The sequence below is a fragment of the Geminicoccus sp. genome (genome assembly GCF_035556675.1).
Classification (GTDB): Bacteria; Pseudomonadota; Alphaproteobacteria; order Geminicoccales; family Geminicoccaceae; genus Geminicoccus.
Genome location: NZ_DATMFZ010000056.1, coordinates 1 through 18,481, shown reverse-complemented (window position 1 = coordinate 18,481; position 18,481 = coordinate 1). Strand labels below are relative to the sequence as shown.

The window sequence follows — 18,481 nt, the reverse complement described above, 5'->3', positions numbered from 1 at the left end:
GTGCCATCCCTGGCTCCCCTGCCACGTAGCGAGCCGGACGATGCGCCCCGACATCCTGCTGTTCCAGGTTGATCAGCTCGGTGCCCAGTGGCTCCCGTTTCATGGGCACCCGCTCGTGCAGACGCCAGTGCTGCAGCGCCTGGCCGAGACCAGCGTGGTGTTCGACGCCAACTACTGCAACGCCCCGCTCTGCTCACCCTCGCGCTTCTCCATGCTCACCGGTGCCCTGCCCTCGCGCATCGGTGCCTACGACAATGCGGCGGACTTTCCCGGCGACCTGCCAACCCTGGCCCATCATCTCCGGCTGCTGGGCTATCGGACGGTGCTGTCTGGCAAGACCCATTTCTGCGGCCCGGACCAGCTGCACGGCTTCGAGCGGCGGCTGACCACCGACATCTACCCGTCCGACTATGGCTGGACCCCGGACTGGGAGCATCCCGAGCGTCGCCCGTCCTGGTACCACAACATGATCAACGTGCGGAACGCCGGGGTCGCGTTCCGTACCAACCAGCTCGACTATGACGAGGAAGTGGTGTTCGCGGCCGAGCGCGAACTGTTCGACGTGGCGCGCGGCAGCGACGAGCGGCCGCTGTTCATGATGGTGTCGCTCACCCATCCGCATGACCCCTACGTGCAGCGGCCCGAATATGTGGAGCTCTATCCGGAGGACGCGATCGACCTGCCGGCGACGCGTGCCTGCGACGTGCCGCTCGATCCGCATTCCGCGCGGCTGCGCCATATCTCGGCGATGGACGAGTTCGAGATCACCGACGCCATGATCCGGCGGGCGCGGCGCAGCTATTATGCGTCGATCTCCTATGTCGATCGCCAACTCGGTCGGATCCTGACAACGCTCGCCGAGATCGGGCGGCTGGAGCGGACCGTCCTGCTGTTCACCTCGGATCATGGCGACCTGCTGGGTGAGCGCGGGCTATGGTACAAGATGAGCTGGTTCGAGCCCTCGGCCAGGCTGCCTCTCCTCGTGCACGCGCCGTTCCTGTTCGGGCCCCGCCGGGTCTCCGCCGCCGTGTCGCTGGTGGACGTCCTGCCGACCTTGGTGGAGCTGGCAGGTGGCGAGGTCGATCCGGCCCTGCCGCTGGATGGCCGCTCTCTGCTGCCGCACCTGTCGGGCACGGGTGGCCATGACGAGGCATTGGGCGTGTATCTGGGCGAAGGGGCGATCGCACCTCTGTTCATGCTCCGCCGCGGCCAGTGGAAATTCGTCGCGTCGGCACCGGACCCGGACCAACTCTATGACCTGGCAACCGACCCGCACGAGCGCCGCAACCTCGCGGCCGAGCCGGCCCACTCAGCCCGCGTCCAGGCGCTGCGGGACGAACTAACCCTGCGGTTCAACGCCGCACGGCTGCGCGACGAGGTGATCGCCAGCCAGCGGCGCCGCCGTCTGGTGGATGCCGCCATGCGCCACGGTGCGTGGACAAGCTGGGACTTCCAGCCATACCACGATGCCGCCACCAGTTACGTGCGCAGCCAGCTCGTGCTGGACGATCTCGACGCCGCCCGAAGATGGCCGCGCCGGTAATCCTCCCGTAAGTTGACAGGCCAATATTTCCGGCAACCCCTCGTGAGTTCATGCTGCAGACGGCAGGTCCTGTTTGACATGGTCATCCTGACCAGCGATCAGCTGCCGCGTTGCACGCCTGCCTGTTGAGTATAGCCTGAGCCGGCAACGTGCAGGTTCGCTCGGGGGAAACGGCCGTGGCCGGCAAAATGATGCGATGGTTCCTGTTGCTCGCCATCGCCTTGGGCAACGTGTCGCTGGCCCGCGCCGCGACCGCACCGGATGCGACCAAGCGCGGCTCCTATGCGGTGGGATTGGGCAGCTACGCACTGGCTCCCAAGCTCGACCGCGAGCTCTCGGACGAACTCAAGACCCAGATCGCGGCGGCGGTCTGGTACCCGAAGAACGCGCCCGCGAGCGAGCCGCGCCCGCTGCTGGTCTTCCTGCACGGCAACCACGCGACCTGTGGCCGCTACGACAAGGAGCTCAAGATCCGGGTCGATGACGACACGACCTACACCTATGACGGCAAGTGCCCGAAGGGCTACATCCAGACACCCAGCCACATGGGCTACCACTACCTGGCCGACCGTCTGGCGAGCTGGGGCTACGTGGTCGTGTCGATCAACGCGAACCGCGGGGTCAATGGCGCGCCGGACACGTTCGACGACCCTTCCCTGATCCTGCGGCGCGGCAGGCTGATCCTGCGCCACCTCCAGCAGCTCGCGACCTGGCACCGGGCCGGCGGGACGCCGAAGTCGGTGGGGATCGACCTGCGCGGCCGGCTGGACTTTGCCAATATCGGCATGCTCGGCCATTCGCGGGGCGGCGACGGCATCGTCGCGGCGCACAAGCTGCTCTTGGACAAGAGCGAGCCCTGGGCCAAGCGCCTGCCGGCGAACACCCTGGTCAAGGGCCTGTTCGCGATCGCACCGACCGATGCCCAGGAATCCCAGCCGGCACCGCTCGACGCCCCGTTCGCCGTGCTGCTGCCGATGTGCGACGGCGACGTGTCCGACCTGCAGGGACTGCGGTTCTTCGAGCGGGCCATGGCCAAGCGCATCGAGACGCGCAAGTCGTTCAAGGCGACATTCGCCGTGTGGGGTGCCAACCACAATTACTACAACAGCGAGTGGCAGGAATCGGACGCGACCGGCTGCGTCGGCCATAAGCCGCTGTTCGACATGAGCGGCGGGTCGACTGCGCAGCGCAATACCGCCTTCCAGCCGGTGCTGGCTTTCTTCCGCTCGACCGTGGGCCGGCGTGCCGACAAGGTGTTCGCCCGGCTGCTGGATAGCAGCTGGTACCCGCCGGCACCATTCCGGGACCTCACCGAGCTGGACCGGGCCTATTCCTCGTCGCCCGACCGTGCCTTGAGCTGGCTGGTCGAGGACTTCGCGCAGAGCTCGCTGAAGAGCAAGGCCGGGGTCAAGCACAAGCTGGTGCGGGGCAAGGCGGCCGCCATCACCATTCCCGACCACGAGAAACGCGGCCTGGCCTTCGCGTGGCAGGGCGCCTCGGCGGCGAAGCGTTCCAGCCTGCTGGTGACGCTCGCCAAGAGCGGCAGCTCGATCAACATGACTGGCTGGTCCAGCGTCGAGATCCGGATGACCATGGGCTGCGGCGGCACGCTGAGCCAGCCGGACTGCTACGATGCGCCGCCGGTCAAGGACGGCGTGTCGCTGAAGGGCGACATCGTGCTGGTGGACGCGAACGGCAAGCGCTCCGTCAAGGTGCCGATCGAGCCGTTCGCCCGGATGTTCTCCCCGGTCGGCGTCGACTACGAGGGCTACTACTTTGTGCGCCACCCGGTGCTGAGCTCGGTGCGCATTCCGACGGTCGCGTTCAAGAACATCGACCGGACCAGGCTCAAGGCCATCGAGTTCTCGTTCGGCGGCCAGATGCCGAAGGGCACCGTCTATCTGGCGGACCTCCGGCTCTCCAAGGCGCAGGCCCAGTTCCCCTGGGGCATGAAGTCCAACAGCAAGGCGACCGTGGCGGCCGCGCAGGCGCGGACGCCGCAGGCATCGGCCGTGATCGCCGCAGAGGAACCTCGGGCGATGACCGCGGCCCGCGCCAAGGCAGCCCGTACGGTCCACCGGGCCTCACTCAGCCTGCGCCGCGGGCTCGGCAAGGCCACCGATGGCGGCAGCCGGCCGATGGTGGAACTGGTGATCGATTCCGACCGGCCCTTCCCGGTCATGGGCAACGGCATGCTGCTGCGGATCGGCGACGCCACCCTGCGCGGCGGCAGCTTCGCCCGCGACGGCGGCACCGGCCGGGTGGTGTTCCGGCTGAGCGAGGACCGCTTCGCCGAACTGCCCGAAGGTGCCGAGGTCACCCTGTTCGGCCTGGCCAGCCACGAGCCGTGGCGGGTCGGGCGGCTGGCCAAGTCGTCGCTGCGCTGATGCCATTCCCGGCCGGCTCATGCCGGCCGGGGGGCCGTTCAGTGGATCGGCGGCTCCGGCAGCCGCTCCGTGCCTTCCAGAAAGTCGAAGTCGCAGCCCTCGTGCGCCTGGCGGATATGGGCGGCGAACATGTTCCAGTAGCCGCGCGACGGGACATAAGGCGGCTTCCAGTCCTGGCGGCGACGCGCCAGCTCGGCCTCGTCGACCAGCAGTTCCAGCCGCCTAGCCGCCACGTCGACCTCGATCAGGTCGCCGGTGCGCACCAGGGCCAGCGTGCCGCCCACGGCCGCTTCCGGCGAGACGTGCAGGATGCAGGCGCCATAGGAGGTGCCGCTCATCCGGGCGTCCGAGATGCGCAGCATGTCGCGCACCCCCTCCCGGAGCAGCTTGCGCGGGATCGGCAGCATCCCCCATTCCGGCATGCCCGGCGCCCCGATCGGGCCGGCATTCTTCAGCACGATCACATGGTCCGGGGTGACGTCCAGGTCGTCCCGGTCGATCTCGGCCTGGAGATGGTCGTAGTCCTCGAAGGCCAGGGCCGGGCCGCGATGGCGCAGCAGGCGCGGATCGGCCGCGGACGGCTTCATCACGCAGCCGAACGGCGACAGGTTGCCGCGCAGGATGGCGGTCGCCTCCTTCTTCACCGGGTTGTCGAGCGGCCGGATCACGTCCTCGTTCCAGATCGGCGCCGCCTCGACATTCTCGCGCAGGGTCAGCCCGTTCACGGTCAGCGAGCTCCCGTCCAGCACCGGCAGGAGCCGGCGCAGCAGGGCGCGCAGGCCGCCTGCGTAGAAAAAATCCTCCATCAGCAGCGTGCCGGACGGGCGGATGTTGGCGAGCACCGGGACCTCGCCGGCCAGCTGGTCGAACCGGTCCAGCTCCAGCGGGATGCCGGCGCGCCTCGCCATCGCGATCAGGTGGATCATGGCGTTGGTCGAGCCGCCCATCGCCATGTGGCAGCGGATCGCGTCGTCCACCGCGGCCGGAGTCACGATGTCGGACGGGGTGAGGTCCTCCCAGACCATCTCGACGATCCGCCGGCCGCAGGCGGCGCTCATCCGGACATGGGCACTGTCGGCAGCCGGGATCGAGGAGGCGCCCGGCAGGCAGAAGCCCATGGCCTCGGCCACCGCGGTCATGGTCGACGCGGTGCCCATGGTCATGCAGGTGCCGTGCGAGCGGGCGATGCCGTTCTCCATCTCCTCCCAGTCGGCTTCCGTGATGTTGCCGGCCTTGAGCTCGGCCCAGTATTTCCAGACGTCGGACCCGGAGCCCAGCTGCCTGCCGCCCCAGTTGCCCCGCAGCATGGGACCTGCCGGCAGGTAGATCGCCGGCAGGTCCATGGAGATGGCGCCCATGATCAGCGCCGGCGTGGTCTTGTCGCAGCCGCCCATCAGCACCACGCCGTCGATCGGGTGCGAGCGCAAGAGCTCCTCGGTCTCCATCGCCAGGAAGTTGCGGTACATCATGGTCGACGGCTTCACGAACGGCTCGGACAGCGAGATCGCCGGCAGCTCCAGGGGATAGCCCCCCGCCTGCCAGATGCCGCGCTTCACGTCCTGCACCCGCTCCTTGAAGTGGAAATGGCAGGGATTGATGTCCGACCAGGTGTTCACGATCGCGATCACCGGCTTGCCGGCATAGTCGACCGCATCGCGCCCCATCTGCTTGACCCGCGAGCGATGGCCGAAGGAACGCAGGTCCTGCACGCCGAACCAGCGATGCGAGCGCAGCTCTTCCGGCTTCTTCCTGGGCTTGTCCGACACGTTCCAACCTCCCCGACGCGTGGCCCGGAAGCTGGAACCGGCAGGCGGCGGCGTCAATGCGAGGCATCCGCTCCCGGCCCAAACCGCTCCCTTGCGCAGTCCGAACCGGCTGCGGTCCTGCAGGACGCGTGGCGACCGACGAGCATGGCCGATCGGCACCGACGCCGATCGGCGCATGTCCCGGCCGGCCCAGACGGACAGCGGCGAGGATGCGGCTCGGGTTCGTTTCGTCACCACGGGCTGACCCGGCCGCTCGGGTTCGTTTCGTCGCGGCGGGGTGACCCGGCGGCTCGGGTTCGTTCGTGCAGATCGCCGTGCGGCAGGAGGCGAAGCCGCCGACCGGCCATGCCCGTGCCGGATGGATCGGGCCCGGCAGCGCGAGCATGATTCATTGCGCTCGAAATCCCGCCCCGAGTTCGTTCGTGCAAATTGCGGTTCAAGGCGGTCCAGGATCGCCGGGTACCTGCTGCAGGCGCTCTTGCGCGGTTCCGCAGCGGGCTGGGGGTCGGTGGCCCGGGTTCGTTTCGCATTCCGATCCTGGCGGGATGAGTTGCAGGCGTCCGGCTCCATCGTCCCGGAACAGGTCCGCCGTCCCGCCGGGCCGTGTTCCGGCTGCCCAAGTCGGGCCGGTGCAGCACGATGGCGGTGAACATGATGCCCTGTCCCACACGGTTGGAGGTACAGGTTAGCAGATTCCAGGTCTTTAGTCCTATTCTTGTGGAAGTGGGTGCCTGCCCTGCCAGGGACGACTGCCGCAACCTCGCTGACCAGACGCAACCGCTCCGGCGCCGGCCGCTGCGATGAGACGTCGGTGGCGCAAGCCTTCCATACCCGAGGTCAGGCCGGATTGGGCTGGATCAGCCTGCGGTCTTCAGGTGCGGCCGAGTTGTTCTCCGCGGATCGGAGCAACCGGCCGAACAGTTCCGGCCTGATCTTCCAAGATATAACCCTTCTTCCCTAAGTAAAACTTATCCACCATCTTTGAAATTTTCTGCATTATTGAACAAATTTTCGACAGATTTATGTGGATCTTTCCGGATGACTGCCGCCCTCAGTCGAGGTTATCATCTGTCGCGATATTCGGCTCCAGGGAACAGAGAGCATGGGGAGCAGTAATGATCCTGACGGCCATTATGCCGCCCTGGGTGTGCCGCCGACCGCCACCTTCGATCAGGTCAAGAACGCATACCGCAGGCTGGCGAAGGAAACGCATCCCGATACTTCCGGAAGTTCGTCCGCAGCATGCTTTCAAAGCATCAGCGCCGCCTATGCCATTCTGTCGGATCCCGAAGCCCGCGCGAAATACGACAGCGCCGGATATCAGGCTGAAGCGGAGGGCACGCGCGAAGCAACGATCGACCCCATCTGTTGCTCTCGATGCGGACAGGTTGCCGCTCAGCCTCGATACGTCGTGTTCTGGCGGGTCTACAGCCTGCTACTGGCGACCATCCGGTCGCCCGTCCAGGGAGTGTTCTGTGCGCAATGCGCTCGAAAGGAAGCTTTCGCCGCTTCGCTGGTCACCATGTTCACCGGCTGGTGGGGAGTACCCTGGGGTCCGATTCACACCATCGCCGCGATTCTTCGGAACGGCCTGGGTGGCAAGCCATCGAAAGTCGCCCAGGAGCGAATGCTCTGGTTCAACTGCCTGGCGTTCCTTTCACGTGGCGACCTTCATCTCGCCCATGCGCTGGCCAGCCGGTCGTGCTCCGCATCCGATCTCGCGATCGCCCATAAGGCCCAGAAGTTGCTTCATGATCTGGAGGCTACAGGTTACCGGCCACAGCAATCGCGCCTAAGAAATCCCTGGCGCGTGCGGCCGATGGAGTTTCTGAAGCATCTCGCGATGGCCGCCGCGATGCCGTTACTGATCACGGGTCTGCTCGTCCATTACGACAGCAGGACGCCAAGCGCTGCCAGGCCCGTGTCCCATCGTACCGCTCCCCCCTCCGGCCGCCCGCCGATGGCGGCCACCGATGCCGCAAAGCCGGCGGAATCGGGGCAGGCCATGGCTGTCTCCGGACTGGTACCCCGCTGTGCACTCGGCCCCGGCAATGGGCACATCCTGGAAGGGCGCCAGAACCTGACCCGGATCGATGGCCACGTCGTGACCATCAGGAACGGTTCAGGCGGCAATGCGATCGTGCGTCTGCGTGAGTCGGTTTCCAACCGCAGGATCGCGTCCGTCTTCGTGGCCGACGGTGCCACGGCGTCCTTGAGGAAGATTCCCGACGGGACCTACCGCATCCAGTATGCTTTCGGGGATCATCTCGCCAAGGATTGCCGGTCGTTCGTGCAGACGCACCGTGCCGGCCAGTTCCCGGGCGAAGAGACATTCGCCACCAGGACAACGGCCACGGAAATCATCACCCAGGAGATGACCTATACGCTCTATGCAGTGCCACTCGGCAACGTAACGCCGAAATCCATAACTACTCAGGAATTCGACGCCCAGTAGTGCGGGAGCGGTCGTCGAGTGACAAGGGCGAGCATGGCCATCGTCTTCAGGCTCGCAAGGAACGGTGTCCGATCATCCGGCACGCAGGGGGCGAGCCTCGACCGCCGATAGCGGCCTGCACCTCATCCACAGCTCGAGGTGATGCAGTCGAAGCAGGAGCTCACTGGACCAACTTGCGGGCCCGCGCCTCGGGCAGGAACGCGGCGGTCCAGATCGAAGCGACCGATGGCTTGCGGTCGAGAGACAAGGCACCCGCCAATTGGTCGATCGAGCGGGCCAGCCGCTCGGGGTCGATCTCGCCGAAGCCACCGTCCCAGACCCGCGTGGTCAGGATGTTGACCGCAAGCGCCAGGGCCAGACGCTGCTTTTCCAGTTCGATATCGATCTCAGGATTGCGCGCTTGCACCATCTCGGCGGCACCATAGGGGTCCGCCACCAGGTCGTGCATGGCCCTGGTGACCGCACGATTGAATGCGGCCACCGCGTCCGGTTGCTCGGCGATGAAGCGGTCCGAGGCGATCACGGCTTTGCCGTAGAAGTCCAGCCCGTGATCCTTGTAGAGAATCACCATCACGTCGCGCGTGTCGACGCCCATCCTCTGCAGATTCATCATGACCGAGAAATAGTAGCCCGAGACCAGATCGACTTCGCCACTCAGCAGCTTGGCCTCGCACTGACTCTCCTCGATCTCGATGCGCGTCACGCTGGCAGGATCGACGCCCTCATGCATGGCGAAGGCGGGAAACAGCCGGAAGGAGATGTCGTCGGCCGGTCCGCCCAGCGTTCTGCCCGCCAAGTCCGCAAGCGTCCTGATCCCGCTGGACTTCAGGGCGTAGATCCCAAATGGCGGCGCGTCGTAGATCATCATCACCGCCTTGACGAGTGGGCGCGGGTGGGTGGCGCTGAACTCGATCACGCGGTTGATGTCGGCAAAACCCATCTGATAGACGCCGGAGGCGACCCGGGTGACCGCGTCCGCCGAGCCGGTGCTGTGGTCGATTCGTACCGCCAGGCCCTCGGCCTCGAAATATCCCCTGACCTCGGCGATCAGGAACGGGACGTTGGGGCCCTGGAACTCCCAATCGAGCGCGAACCTGATGTCGGTGGCGGCCCGGACACCGACCGTGGGCGCAAGCAGCAGGCCTCCAACGGCACCCAGCACCTGCCGACGCAGCATCCTGTTTCTCCCGCGCGATCGCGGCATCATTCCATTGCTGTGGGCCGCGGCAAGATTCGCGCACGGAAAAAGTCCCGAAGCAATACTTCATTCATCTGCCAGGGTAAGTGGATTCCTCTGGCGCCGAGGCCTGTCCCTGTGCAGGCGGCACGTGCTGGTGGCTGCGCATTCCGGCAACGCCGCGCATGTCCGGCCCCAACCGATGCTCCGGCGAGGTATGCGGGCGATCCGCTGGTCAGCTGCCGCCCTGCCCACGGAAGGCCCAGCCGGTCAGGCGGCGCTCGGCCAGGGCAAACACGCCGTACATGAGGATGCCCATGGCGGCGACCACGATCAGGCCGGCGAACACCAGCGGGATGCGGAAGCTGGAGGAGGCCTGGAGCATCAGGTAGCCGATGCCGCGATTGCCGGCGATGGTCTCGGAGATCACCGAGCCGACGAAGGCCAGGGTCACGGCCACCTTCAGGCTGGCGAAGAACAGGGGCATGGCGCGCGGCAGGCCGACCTTGAGCAGGACGTCGCGCGGGCGGGCACCCAAGGAGCGCATCAGGTCGCGCATCTCGGGCTCGACCGTGGCGATGCCGGTGGCGACGTTGACCACGATCGGAAAGAAGCTGATCAGGAACGCGGTGAGCACCGCCGGCACCGCGCCGATGCCGAACCAGACCACCAGGACCGGGACGATCGCCACCTTGGGGATCGCGTTGAAGCCGATCAGCAGGGGCTGGAGCGCGGCATAGGCCAGGCGCGAGCCGCCGGCCAGCACGCCCAGGGCCAGGCCGAACACCACCGCCAGGGCGAAGCCGGCCAGCGTGGTCAGGAGGGTGAACCAGGCATTGAACCAGATGGGCCCGGCCATCCGCCAGAGCTCGGCCAGGGCGGCGGAAGGCGGCGGCAGGATGAATTCCGGGATCGCGAACAGGCGGCAGGCCGCTTCCCAGATCAGGAACAGAGCGAGGTTGGCGAGCCAGGGGGCCAGGCGCAGGGCGGTGCGGCCGCTCATGCCGGGGCTCCGGTGCGGGCCAGCGCCACGGCGTCGCGCAGCTCGTGGACGATGGCGGTGAACTCGGGCGTGAAGCTGTCGGCGAGGCGGCGCGGTCTAGGTGTCCGGATCCGCCGGCTCTGCACGATCCGGCCGGGCCGGCCGCTCATGACATGGACCGTGTCGGCCAGGTGGACCGCCTCGCGCAGGTCGTGGGTGACCAGCACGGCGGTGAAGCCCTGCTCCAGCCACAGATCCTGCAGCGCCTGCCACAGCTCCTCGCGGGTGAAGGTGTCGAGCGCGCCGAACGCCTCGTCGAGCAGGAGGAGCTCGGGCCGGTGCACCAGGGCCCGGCAGAGATTGGCGCGCTGCTGCATGCCGCCGGACAGTTCATAGGGCGGGCGCTCCGCGAACTGGGCGAGGCCCGTGAGTTCCAGGAGCTGGCGGGCGCGGGCCACGAACGGCTCAGGATCGGCGCGATAGGCGGCGCGATGCTCGGCCGAGACCTCCAGCGGCAGCAGCACGTTCGCCAGCACGCTGCGCCAGGGCAGGAGCGTGGCGTTCTGGAAGGCCATGCCGACGCCGCCGCGGGGCCCCAGGATCGGGCTGCCGCGATAGCGGGCCTCGCCGGACGACGGCAGCATCAGCCCGGCCGCCAGCTTCAGCAGGGTGGACTTGCCGCAGCCGGACGGGCCGACCAGGGCGACGATCGCCCCTTGCGGCACGTCCAGGCTGCAGGCCTCGACCGCGACCGTGCCGACCTGCTCCTCGCCATAGCGCAGGGCGACCCGGTCGAAGCGCAGGAGCGGCGTCACCGGCCGAGCTTGCGTGCGTCCGCCGCGGGCAGGAACTCCGCGGTCCAGATCGATTCGACCGCAGGCTTCTCCTCCAGTGCCAGGGCACCGGCCAGCTGCTCGATCGAGCGCGCCAGGCGCGCGGGGTCGACCGCGCCGAAGCCGTTCTCCAACACCTGCGGGGTCAGGATGTTGACGTCCAGCGCCATGGCCAGGCGCTTCTTCTCCAGCTCGGCATCGGCCAGCGGATCCTTGGCCAGCACGATCTCGATCGCACCATCCGGGTCGGCCACCAGGTCCTGCATGCCTTTGGCGACCGCGCGGTTGAACGCCCGCACCGCCTCCGGGTGCTCCTGGATGAAGCGGCCCGAGGCGATCACCGCGTTGCCGTAGAAGTCCAGGCCGAAGTCCTTGTAGAGCATCACCGTGACCGTGGCCGGGTCGACGCCCTTGCTCTCCAGGTCGAGCATGGAGGTGAAGTAGTGGCCGGTGATCACGTCGACGTCGCCGCGCACCAGCATGGCCTCGCGCAGGGGCGGGTCCATGTTGACCCTGGGCACAGCCTGAGGATCGATGCCGACCGCGGTGGCGAAGGCGGGGAACAGCTTGTAGGAGGCGTCGAACACCGGGGCGCCCAGCGTCTTGCCGACCAGGTCGGCGGGCTGGGCGATGCCGCTGGCCGGCAGGGCGTAGAGGCCGAACGGCGCCGCGTCGTAGATCATCATCACCGCCTTGACCGGCTGGCCGGGATTGACGGCGTTGAACTCGACCAGGCTGTTGATGTCGGCAAAGCCCATCTGGTAGGCGCCGGACGCCACCCGGGTGACCGCACCGGCCGAGCCGTTGCCGCTGTCGATCGTGACGGAAAGGCCTTCCTCGGTGAAGTAGCCCCTGGCCTCGGCGATCAGGAAGGCGGCGGTCGGTCCCTGGAACTTCCAGTCCAGGGTGAACTTGATCGCGGTTTCGGCGCGGGCGGCACCTGACGAAACGAGCAGCAGGCTGCCCAGTCCCAGGGCACCCAGCAGCGACCGACGCAGCATTCCGTTCCTCCCAGACGTTTCCGGCACCATGACGGGGCGCAGCAACCCACAGCAAGGCCCGTGCCGCAGGAAGATCCCGCAGCGATACTATACTAAATTCGTAGAATAACTTGATTGCCCTGCCTCCCGCCGGACCGCAGTTTCAGCCAGCACGCCGGGAAGACCCTGCCCGGCGCGATGCCGGTCGGACTCGAGCAAGGCAGCCATGATCACCGCCATTGTCCGTTATCGACTACCCGCCACGATCGGCCGCGAGGCCTGCCGGGCCCATTTCGCCAAGATCGCGGCCGGCTTCGGCGAGGCGCCAGGGCTGATCCGCAAGCAGTTCATCTGGAGCGAGCGGGGCGTGGCCGGCGGGGTGTACCAGTGGGAGACGCTGGAGGACGCGCGGCGCTTCTACCAGGGGCCGTGGCTGGACGGGATCCTGGCGCGCTACGGCAGCTATCCGGACATCGAGTACTTCACCACCTTCGCGGTGACCGACAATCCGGGCGGGAACGTCACCCTGCTGCCCGACGACGACCAGGCCCAGCCGGAGCGAGGAGAGATTCGATGACCGATCGGGATGGTGGCCGGATTTCGCGCCGGCAGCTCCTGGCAGCCGCCGGGTTCGGTGCGGCGGTGCCGCTGGCCGCGGGCGGCTTCTCGGCGATGGCGCGGGCCGGCGTGCTGGAAGGCTCGGCCGCAGCGCTCCTGGACAAGGGTGCGATCTGCACGACGCCGGTGGCGGCGGCCGCCGGCGGGGCCGACCTGATCCCGCTGCGCTTTGCCTGGAACACGGGTGCCGTGTGCGGCGCGCCGGTGGCTGCCGCCCAGACCAGCGGCATCTTCGAGAAGCACGGTCTGCAGGTCGAGTTCGTCAACTTCGCCGGCTCCACCGAGGCGCTGCTCGAGACGATCGCCACGGGCAAGGCCGATGCCGGGCACGGCATGGCGCTGCGCTGGCTGAAGCCCCTGGAGCAGGGCTTCGACGTCAAGATCGTGGCGGGCCTCCATTCCGGCTGCCTGCGCCTGCTGGCCGGCAAGGACACCGGCATCGCCACGGTAGCGGACCTGCGCGGCAAGACGGTGGCGATCAGCGATCTCGCCAGCCCGTCCAAGCATTTCTTCGCGATCCAGCTGGCCAAGCAGGGCATCGATCCCGAGAGCGAGGTCGACTGGCGGGTGTTCCCGGGCGAGCTGCTGGGTGCGGTGATCGAGCGCGGCGAGGCCGATGCGATCGCGCACTGGGACCCGCTCACCTACAAGTTCCTGCAGAGCGACCAGTTCGTCGAGGTCGCCTCCAACATGGACGGCGAGTATGCTAGGCGGGTCTGCTGCATCGTCGGGGTGCGCAACTCGCTGCTCGACGAGAATGCCGAGGCGGTCCAGCGCCTGACCCGGGCGCTGATCGAGGCCCAGCATTTCACGGCGGAGAACCCGCGGATCGCCGCGGAGGCCTATCAGCCCTTCTCGCCCAACACGAGCATCGAGGATCTGGAGACGCAGATCCGCTACCACGGCCACAGCCACTCGCCGTCGGGCGACGCGCTGCGCCAGGAGCTGGCCCAGTACACCGAGGAGCTGAAGCTGGTCGGCGTGATGCGGCCCAGGACCGATCCCGAGAAGTTCGCCGACAAGATCTACGCGCCCGTCGCGGTCTGAGGCAGGAAAGGAACCAGCAACTTGGCGCATGCGACGAGCAGTGCCGGCCTGCCGGCGCTGGAACTGGGGCAGGCGCCGGGCCGGATCGACCCGGTCCTGCTCCTGGCGGGCCTTGGCTGGGCCGGAGCGGCAGCACTCACCCTTCTCTGGCCCAATGCCACCGACGACTGGGCGTTCACCGAGGAGCTGGCCTATCTGGCCGCGGCTGCGGCCGCGGTGCTGGCGCTGGCCGGCCTCCTGCCCCGCGCGCCGGGCCTGGCGCGGCTGCGCCGGGCGGGGCCGTGGTTCCTGGTCCTGGGCATTGGCCTGGCCGTCTGGGAGATCGCGACCGCGAAGCTCGACCTCCTGCCCCGGCCGTTCTTCGCTCCACCGCAGGAACTGCTCACCGTCTATATCGACGACTGGCCGCGCCTCGTCGAATGCGTGCTGGCGTCGCTCAGCCTGCTGGTGACCGGCTACGTGCTGGGTGCGCTCACCGGCTTCGCCACCGGGATCGGGCTCGGCTGGTCGCGGCTGGTCGGCTACTGGGTGCATCCGGTGCTGCGCCTGATCGGGCCATTGCCGCCGGTGGCATGGCTGCCCGTGGCGTTCTTCACCTTCCCGTCGAGCTGGGCGGCCAGCGTGTTCCTGATCGCCCTCGCCACCTTCGTGCCGGTCACGATCCTGACCTGGTCGGGCGTGGCCAGCGTGAATTCCGCCTATTACGACATCGCCCGCACGCTGGGGGCGAGGAACCGGTTCCTGGTGCTGAAGGTGGCCGTGCCGGCGGCGATGCCGCATGTCTATGTCGGCCTGTTCATGGGCATGGCGGCCTCGTTCGCCGTGCTGGTGGTGGCCGAGATGATGGGGGTGAAGGCGGGCCTGGGCTGGTATCTGCAATGGGCGCTGGGCTGGGCCGCCTATGGCAACATGTATGCCGCCCTGCTGATCACCGCGCTGATGTGCTCGGGCCTGGTCACCCTCCTGTTCAAGGTCCGCGACCGGCACCTGGCCTGGCAGAAGGGGATGCTGAAATGGTGAGCGCCGCCCTCGCCCCGGCCGCACAGCCGGCCGGGATGGCCCTGTCGATCGAGCAGGTGAGCCATGGCTTCGTCCTGCAGGACGAGCTGCTGCCCGTGCTCCAGGACATCTCGCTGGGCATCGAGCCCGGCGAGTTCGTGGCGCTGCTGGGGCCGTCTGGCTGCGGCAAGTCCACCCTGCTCCGGCTGATCGCCGGGCTGGAGCCGCCGCGGGGCGGCCGGATCCTGGCCGATGGCCTGCCGATCACCGGGCCGGACCCGTCGCGGGTCGTGGTGTTCCAGGATCCGACCCTCTATCCCTGGCGCACGGTCTGGGACAACGTGGCGCTGGGCCTGGAGGCGCGCGGCATCCTGAAGAGCCAGCGCCACCGGGTCGACCAGGCGCTGGAGCTGGTGGGCCTCACCCGGTTCGGCAGCGCCCTGCCCCACCAGCTCTCGGGCGGAATGGCGCAACGGGCGGCCCTGGCGCGGGCCCTGGTCAACGACCCGCGCCTGCTGATCCTGGACGAGCCGCTGGGCAAGCTCGATTCGCTCACCCGGCTCACCATGCAGGGCGAGCTGGTCTCGCTCTGGCAGCGCTCCGGCTTCACCGCGCTGATGGTGACCCACGACATCGAGGAGGCGCTGTTCCTGGCGACTCGGGTGATCGTGTTCAGCGACCGGCCGGCCCGGATCGTCGAGGAACTGCGGGTCGACCGCCCCTACCCGCGCCACCGCGATGATCCCGAGCTGGTGAGGCTACGGCAGCGGATCCTGGAGCGGCTGGGCCTGGGTGGGAGCTGGTAGCGGACCGGACACCGCGGGACCCGAATATGCCTACCCGGCCTTGCGGGACGCCGCACCGCGTCGAGTTGGAGCGACCTGCCCAGACGTGCTGTATGACCATCCAGATGGTCAGGAACATGGGCATGGACAGGATCACGCTGGCGGATGCCAAGGCGCGTTTCAGCGAACTGGTCGACCGGGTCGAGGCAGGGGAATCGATCGAGATCACCCGGCGCGGCAAGCCGGTGGCCAGACTGGCCGCAGTGACCGGACCACGCAGAAGGATCGACTTGGCCAAGCTCACGGCCGTGACGGCGACCATGTCCCCACAGGCCGAAGGCGCTGCCGAACTGGTCCGCTCGATGCGGGACCACGATCGCTTCTGATGCTCTATCTGGACACGTCGCTGCTCGTGGTGGCGCTTTCCAACGAGGCGATGACGGCGCGCGTCCAGAACGGGCTAGCGGAACAGGATCCGGCGCGACTGCTGACCCAGCGACTGAACGGTTACCGAGATGTCCTCCGCCATGGCGATCAAGCTGCGGACTGGACAGGTCAGCCTGGACCAGCGGGCGGCGGCGCTCGCCACGTTCAACCAGCTGATCCCCGACAGCTTCACCGTATTGCCGGTCACCGCTGGCGCGTTCCCGGTGGCGGCGACATTCGTGGACCAGCACCTGCTCGGGCTCCGCGCGGGTGACGCGTTGCATCTGGCAGTTGCTTCGGCCCATGGCGCCACCGTCCATACGCTCGATCATCGGCTTGCCGAAGCCGGACCGGCCGTCGGCGTGCCGACCCGGCGGCTGGCATGACCGTGAGTGCTTCCTGTTCGGCCCGGATCGTCGAGGAGTTGCGGGTCGACCGCCTCTACCCGCGCCACCATGGCGACCCGGAGCTGGTGGCGCTGCGGCAGCGGATCCTGGAGCGGCTGGGCCTGGGTGGGAGCTGGTAGCGGGCTCGACCGCCCGGCTCAGCCGAGCGTGACGAGCTGGTCGCTGAACTGCAGCCGCTCGATGCTGGTAAGCAGATCCACGCCGAGATTGCCTAGCGGAGCGGTATCGGTGACCCGCCAGCCGGTTGACGTCTCCTCGATCCGGTAGCGGGCTGCGGGACCATTGTAGCTCGCGGTGTCGGTGCCCTCGCCGCCGTCCAGCAGGTCATTGCCGGAGCCGCTGTCGAGCAGGTCGTCGTCACCCATGCTGCCGCCCAGCCGATCGCGACCGGCGCCACCGTCCAGCGTATCGCTGCCGGCTGCGCGAAGATGACGTCATCACCGGCAAGTCCGGCACAATAGTCGTTGCCGCTGCCTAGCACCTTCAATTTGTCGCTGTCCGTGCCCTGCTGGTCGGGCTGCAGCTGCAGGGCGAAAGCAGTGCCGCTCCAGACATAGTTCGTGTTGTTGAAGGCAAGGCTCAGCTTCTCGATGACACCGGCTGGCGTCCCCTACTGGCCGCGCACCAGGATTTCGCTGTCGGTGGCGGTGCCGATGATCCGCAATCCGGCGAGCGCGCGGAGGCAGCACCACCTCGCCCGGCGCGAGCATCGGCATCAGGAACTGCCCGGCATAGGTATGGGACGTCGGATCGGGCATCGGCCCGTCCAAGACGAGCGCAGCGCGGCGAGGATGAACTGGTGCGCTCGATGCGGGGGGTGATCGCATCTGATGCTCTGTCTGCACATGTCGCCGCCGGCAGCCGTGCTGGACAAAGACACGATGACGATGGCCGAGCCGGTACGTCCGGCCATCCGGAGCCGGATGCACATGCCAGTCTCCCGTGATGTGCATCACTGCAAGTATTCCGAGAACCGATAGGAGATCGCAAGACGTTCTGGAATAGCGGCCGCCGGCAGGCATCTACCGCCAGAACAAACCAAGTCACCGAGCGCGGAACAGCCGGCGGGTTCCTCCGGGACCGGGCGAACCGCGGCGCGCATCATTGCCGCGTAGTGGAAGAGGCTGCGACGAGTGGCCTGAATGGTTCGGTTCGGGAGGGTATGATGTCCAGCGATCTGAGCTTTACCGAGGACGGTCTGAAGATCCAGGAGACGATCGCCCACAAGATGGACGAGCTGCTGGCCAGCGCGGCCGCCGGCACCACCTTGGGCGGCCCCACCGTCGCCGGCGTCATCGCAGCGGCCGTCTTCGTCCTGGAAATGATCGACTTTCTCGGCGGTGATGACGACCAGGTCATCACGGCGCTGAACCAGCTCCAGCGGCAGATCGACGAGATCAAGGGCGTGCTGGTGGTGCTCGACCAGCGGCTGGACGAGATGGTCCAGCAGGCCGCGATCGAGAGCAATCGCCAGACCTTGCGCGACCTCCTGGACTATCTCGACGACTTCCGGGTCCTCCAGATCCGGCTGCGGGACCAGCCCGGCAGCACCGACGTCGCGGTGAGTGTCGCCAACGAGGCAGGGATCGTCCTCGATAAGTTCCTGCGCAACGACTACGAGATCTGGCGCTGGACCGACCTGGTCGAGAAGACGTTCCGCGACCCGGCCAGCGGGCAGACGCGGCACGAGCCGGCCCTGGCGACACTGCGGTTCAAGAACGTCCCCACCCTGCCCGTCTACCTGATGGGCATGCTGACCTGGCTGGCGGCCCGCGAGCGGGCGGTGCAGGCCGGGCAGCGGGCGCGTCTGGTCGACGACCGGGCCCGGCTGGAGCGGCATCGTGCTGCGACCGCGGTGCGTACCGGCTTCGACAAGTACGCCGACGGCGCGGCGGCCGTTCCGCACTCTCTCCAGGAGCACATCAAATGGCGGATTCGCGGCCATGTGATCGCCGGCAGCAAGTTTGCGGACCGTGATGGATTCTGCGCGTTCCATTTCGACATCGGCAACCTGATGACCGGCCGGCTTGTCCTGACGACCAAGCCTTTCAGCCTCGCCATGCAGGCGGGCCAAGG

General features: G+C 67.7%; 16 protein-coding genes and 2 pseudogenes. 11 read left to right on the top strand and 7 right to left on the bottom strand.

Annotated elements, in window-relative coordinates; translation table 11 throughout:
• Window positions 1-40 precede the first annotated feature (40 nt).
• Window positions 41-1,543, top strand: a complete 1,503-nt coding sequence (betC, locus tag VNS22_RS04355) for a choline-sulfatase (RefSeq protein WP_325729976.1) — start codon at window positions 41-43, stop codon at window positions 1,541-1,543.
• A 206-nt stretch (window positions 1,544-1,749) separates the two neighbouring features.
• Window positions 1,750-3,930 (top strand): hypothetical protein, encoded by a 2,181-nt coding sequence (locus VNS22_RS04350; RefSeq protein WP_325729974.1) that lies wholly within the window; start codon window positions 1,750-1,752, stop codon window positions 3,928-3,930.
• A gap of 38 nt (window positions 3,931-3,968) precedes the next feature.
• Here the strand turns inward: VNS22_RS04350 and araD are convergent, their stop codons facing one another.
• Window positions 3,969-5,696: an L-arabinonate dehydratase gene (gene araD, locus VNS22_RS04345; protein ID WP_325729972.1), complete on the bottom strand. Its 1,728-nt coding sequence runs from the start codon at window positions 5,694-5,696 to the stop codon at window positions 3,969-3,971.
• A 1,102-nt stretch (window positions 5,697-6,798) separates the two neighbouring features.
• On the opposite strand from araD, the gene VNS22_RS04340 reads away from it, so the two are divergent.
• A complete protein-coding gene (locus VNS22_RS04340; protein ID WP_325729970.1) occupies window positions 6,799-8,151 on the top strand; it encodes a J domain-containing protein in 1,353 nt (450 codons plus the stop codon).
• A gap of 160 nt (window positions 8,152-8,311) precedes the next feature.
• On the opposite strand, the gene VNS22_RS04335 is transcribed toward VNS22_RS04340, so the two are convergent.
• The 4 genes from VNS22_RS04335 to VNS22_RS04320 all read right to left on the bottom strand — a co-directional run bounded on the left by VNS22_RS04335 (window position 8,312) and on the right by VNS22_RS04320 (window position 12,144).
• Complete coding sequence (locus tag VNS22_RS04335) at window positions 8,312-9,328, bottom strand: ABC transporter substrate-binding protein (RefSeq protein WP_325729968.1); 1,017 nt, start codon at window positions 9,326-9,328, stop codon at window positions 8,312-8,314.
• A gap of 235 nt (window positions 9,329-9,563) precedes the next feature.
• On the bottom strand, window positions 9,564-10,331 hold the full coding sequence (locus tag VNS22_RS04330) for an ABC transporter permease (RefSeq protein WP_325729966.1): 768 nt from the start codon (window positions 10,329-10,331) through the stop codon (window positions 9,564-9,566).
• Window positions 10,328-11,125, bottom strand: coding sequence for an ABC transporter ATP-binding protein (locus tag VNS22_RS04325; protein WP_325729964.1), 798 nt, complete (start codon window positions 11,123-11,125; stop codon window positions 10,328-10,330). The genes VNS22_RS04330 and VNS22_RS04325 overlap by 4 nt, the downstream gene beginning before the upstream one ends.
• A complete protein-coding gene (locus tag VNS22_RS04320) occupies window positions 11,122-12,144 on the bottom strand; it encodes an ABC transporter substrate-binding protein (RefSeq protein ID WP_325729962.1) in 1,023 nt (340 codons plus the stop codon). Before VNS22_RS04320 ends, VNS22_RS04325 begins: the two co-directional genes overlap by 4 nt.
• Window positions 12,145-12,349: 205 nt before the next feature.
• Here VNS22_RS04320 and VNS22_RS04315 point away from each other — a divergent pair, with 205 nt between their 5' ends.
• The 7 genes and pseudogenes from VNS22_RS04315 (at window position 12,350) to VNS22_RS04285 (ending at window position 16,524) form a co-directional block, all read left to right on the top strand.
• On the top strand, window positions 12,350-12,700 hold the full coding sequence (locus VNS22_RS04315) for a hypothetical protein (RefSeq protein ID WP_325729961.1): 351 nt from the start codon (window positions 12,350-12,352) through the stop codon (window positions 12,698-12,700).
• Complete coding sequence (locus VNS22_RS04310) at window positions 12,697-13,788, top strand: ABC transporter substrate-binding protein (RefSeq protein WP_325729959.1); 1,092 nt, start codon at window positions 12,697-12,699, stop codon at window positions 13,786-13,788. The genes VNS22_RS04315 and VNS22_RS04310 overlap by 4 nt, the downstream gene beginning before the upstream one ends.
• A gap of 48 nt (window positions 13,789-13,836) precedes the next feature.
• Entirely contained in the window at window positions 13,837-14,808 is a 972-nt protein-coding gene (locus tag VNS22_RS04305; protein ID WP_414653313.1) for an ABC transporter permease, read from the top strand.
• A complete protein-coding gene (locus tag VNS22_RS04300) occupies window positions 14,802-15,593 on the top strand; it encodes an ABC transporter ATP-binding protein (RefSeq protein ID WP_349261704.1) in 792 nt (263 codons plus the stop codon). Before VNS22_RS04305 ends, VNS22_RS04300 begins: the two co-directional genes overlap by 7 nt.
• Window positions 15,594-15,715: 122 nt before the next feature.
• Window positions 15,716-15,958 (top strand): type II toxin-antitoxin system prevent-host-death family antitoxin, encoded by a 243-nt coding sequence (locus VNS22_RS04295; protein WP_325729954.1) that lies wholly within the window; start codon window positions 15,716-15,718, stop codon window positions 15,956-15,958.
• Window positions 15,958-16,384: pseudogene (locus tag VNS22_RS04290) on the top strand (type II toxin-antitoxin system VapC family toxin). The gene VNS22_RS04295 and the pseudogene VNS22_RS04290 overlap by 1 nt, the downstream one beginning before the upstream one ends.
• Window positions 16,381-16,524, top strand: a complete 144-nt coding sequence (locus VNS22_RS04285; protein WP_325729950.1) for a hypothetical protein — start codon at window positions 16,381-16,383, stop codon at window positions 16,522-16,524. Before VNS22_RS04290 ends, VNS22_RS04285 begins: the two are co-directional and overlap by 4 nt.
• An 18-nt stretch (window positions 16,525-16,542) precedes the next feature.
• Here the strand turns inward: VNS22_RS04285 and VNS22_RS04280 are convergent, their stop codons facing one another.
• Together VNS22_RS04280 and VNS22_RS04275 are read right to left on the bottom strand one after the other, a co-directional pair.
• Window positions 16,543-16,782, bottom strand: coding sequence for a hypothetical protein (locus VNS22_RS04280; RefSeq protein ID WP_349261705.1), 240 nt, complete (start codon window positions 16,780-16,782; stop codon window positions 16,543-16,545).
• Window positions 16,762-16,815 (bottom strand): annotated as a pseudogene (locus tag VNS22_RS04275) (hypothetical protein); the annotation flags it as partial. The pseudogene VNS22_RS04275 and the gene VNS22_RS04280, both read right to left, overlap by 21 nt.
• A gap of 755 nt (window positions 16,816-17,570) precedes the next feature.
• On the opposite strand from VNS22_RS04275, the gene VNS22_RS04270 reads away from it, so the two are divergent.
• On the top strand, window positions 17,571-18,481 hold a 911-nt coding region (locus tag VNS22_RS04270; RefSeq protein WP_325729948.1), incomplete at its 3' end, for a hypothetical protein.

Bases quoted from the DNA above. Each gene is read 5' to 3' on its own strand.
- betC (WP_325729976.1), top strand. From the start codon at position 41: ATGCGCCCCGACATCCTGCTGTTCCAGGTTGATCAGCTCGGTGCCCAG.
- VNS22_RS04340 (WP_325729970.1), top strand. From the start codon at position 6,799: ATGGGGAGCAGTAATGATCCTGACGGCCATTATGCCGCCCTGGGTGTG.
- VNS22_RS04335 (WP_325729968.1), bottom strand. From the start codon at position 9,328: ATGCTGCGTCGGCAGGTGCTGGGTGCCGTTGGAGGCCTGCTGCTTGCG.
- VNS22_RS04330 (WP_325729966.1), bottom strand. From the start codon at position 10,331: ATGAGCGGCCGCACCGCCCTGCGCCTGGCCCCCTGGCTCGCCAACCTC.
- VNS22_RS04320 (WP_325729962.1), bottom strand. From the start codon at position 12,144: ATGCTGCGTCGGTCGCTGCTGGGTGCCCTGGGACTGGGCAGCCTGCTG.
- VNS22_RS04315 (WP_325729961.1), top strand. From the start codon at position 12,350: ATGATCACCGCCATTGTCCGTTATCGACTACCCGCCACGATCGGCCGC.
- VNS22_RS04310 (WP_325729959.1), top strand. From the start codon at position 12,697: ATGACCGATCGGGATGGTGGCCGGATTTCGCGCCGGCAGCTCCTGGCA.
- VNS22_RS04300 (WP_349261704.1), top strand. From the start codon at position 14,802: ATGGTGAGCGCCGCCCTCGCCCCGGCCGCACAGCCGGCCGGGATGGCC.
- VNS22_RS04295 (WP_325729954.1), top strand. From the start codon at position 15,716: ATGGACAGGATCACGCTGGCGGATGCCAAGGCGCGTTTCAGCGAACTG.
- VNS22_RS04285 (WP_325729950.1), top strand. From the start codon at position 16,381: ATGACCGTGAGTGCTTCCTGTTCGGCCCGGATCGTCGAGGAGTTGCGG.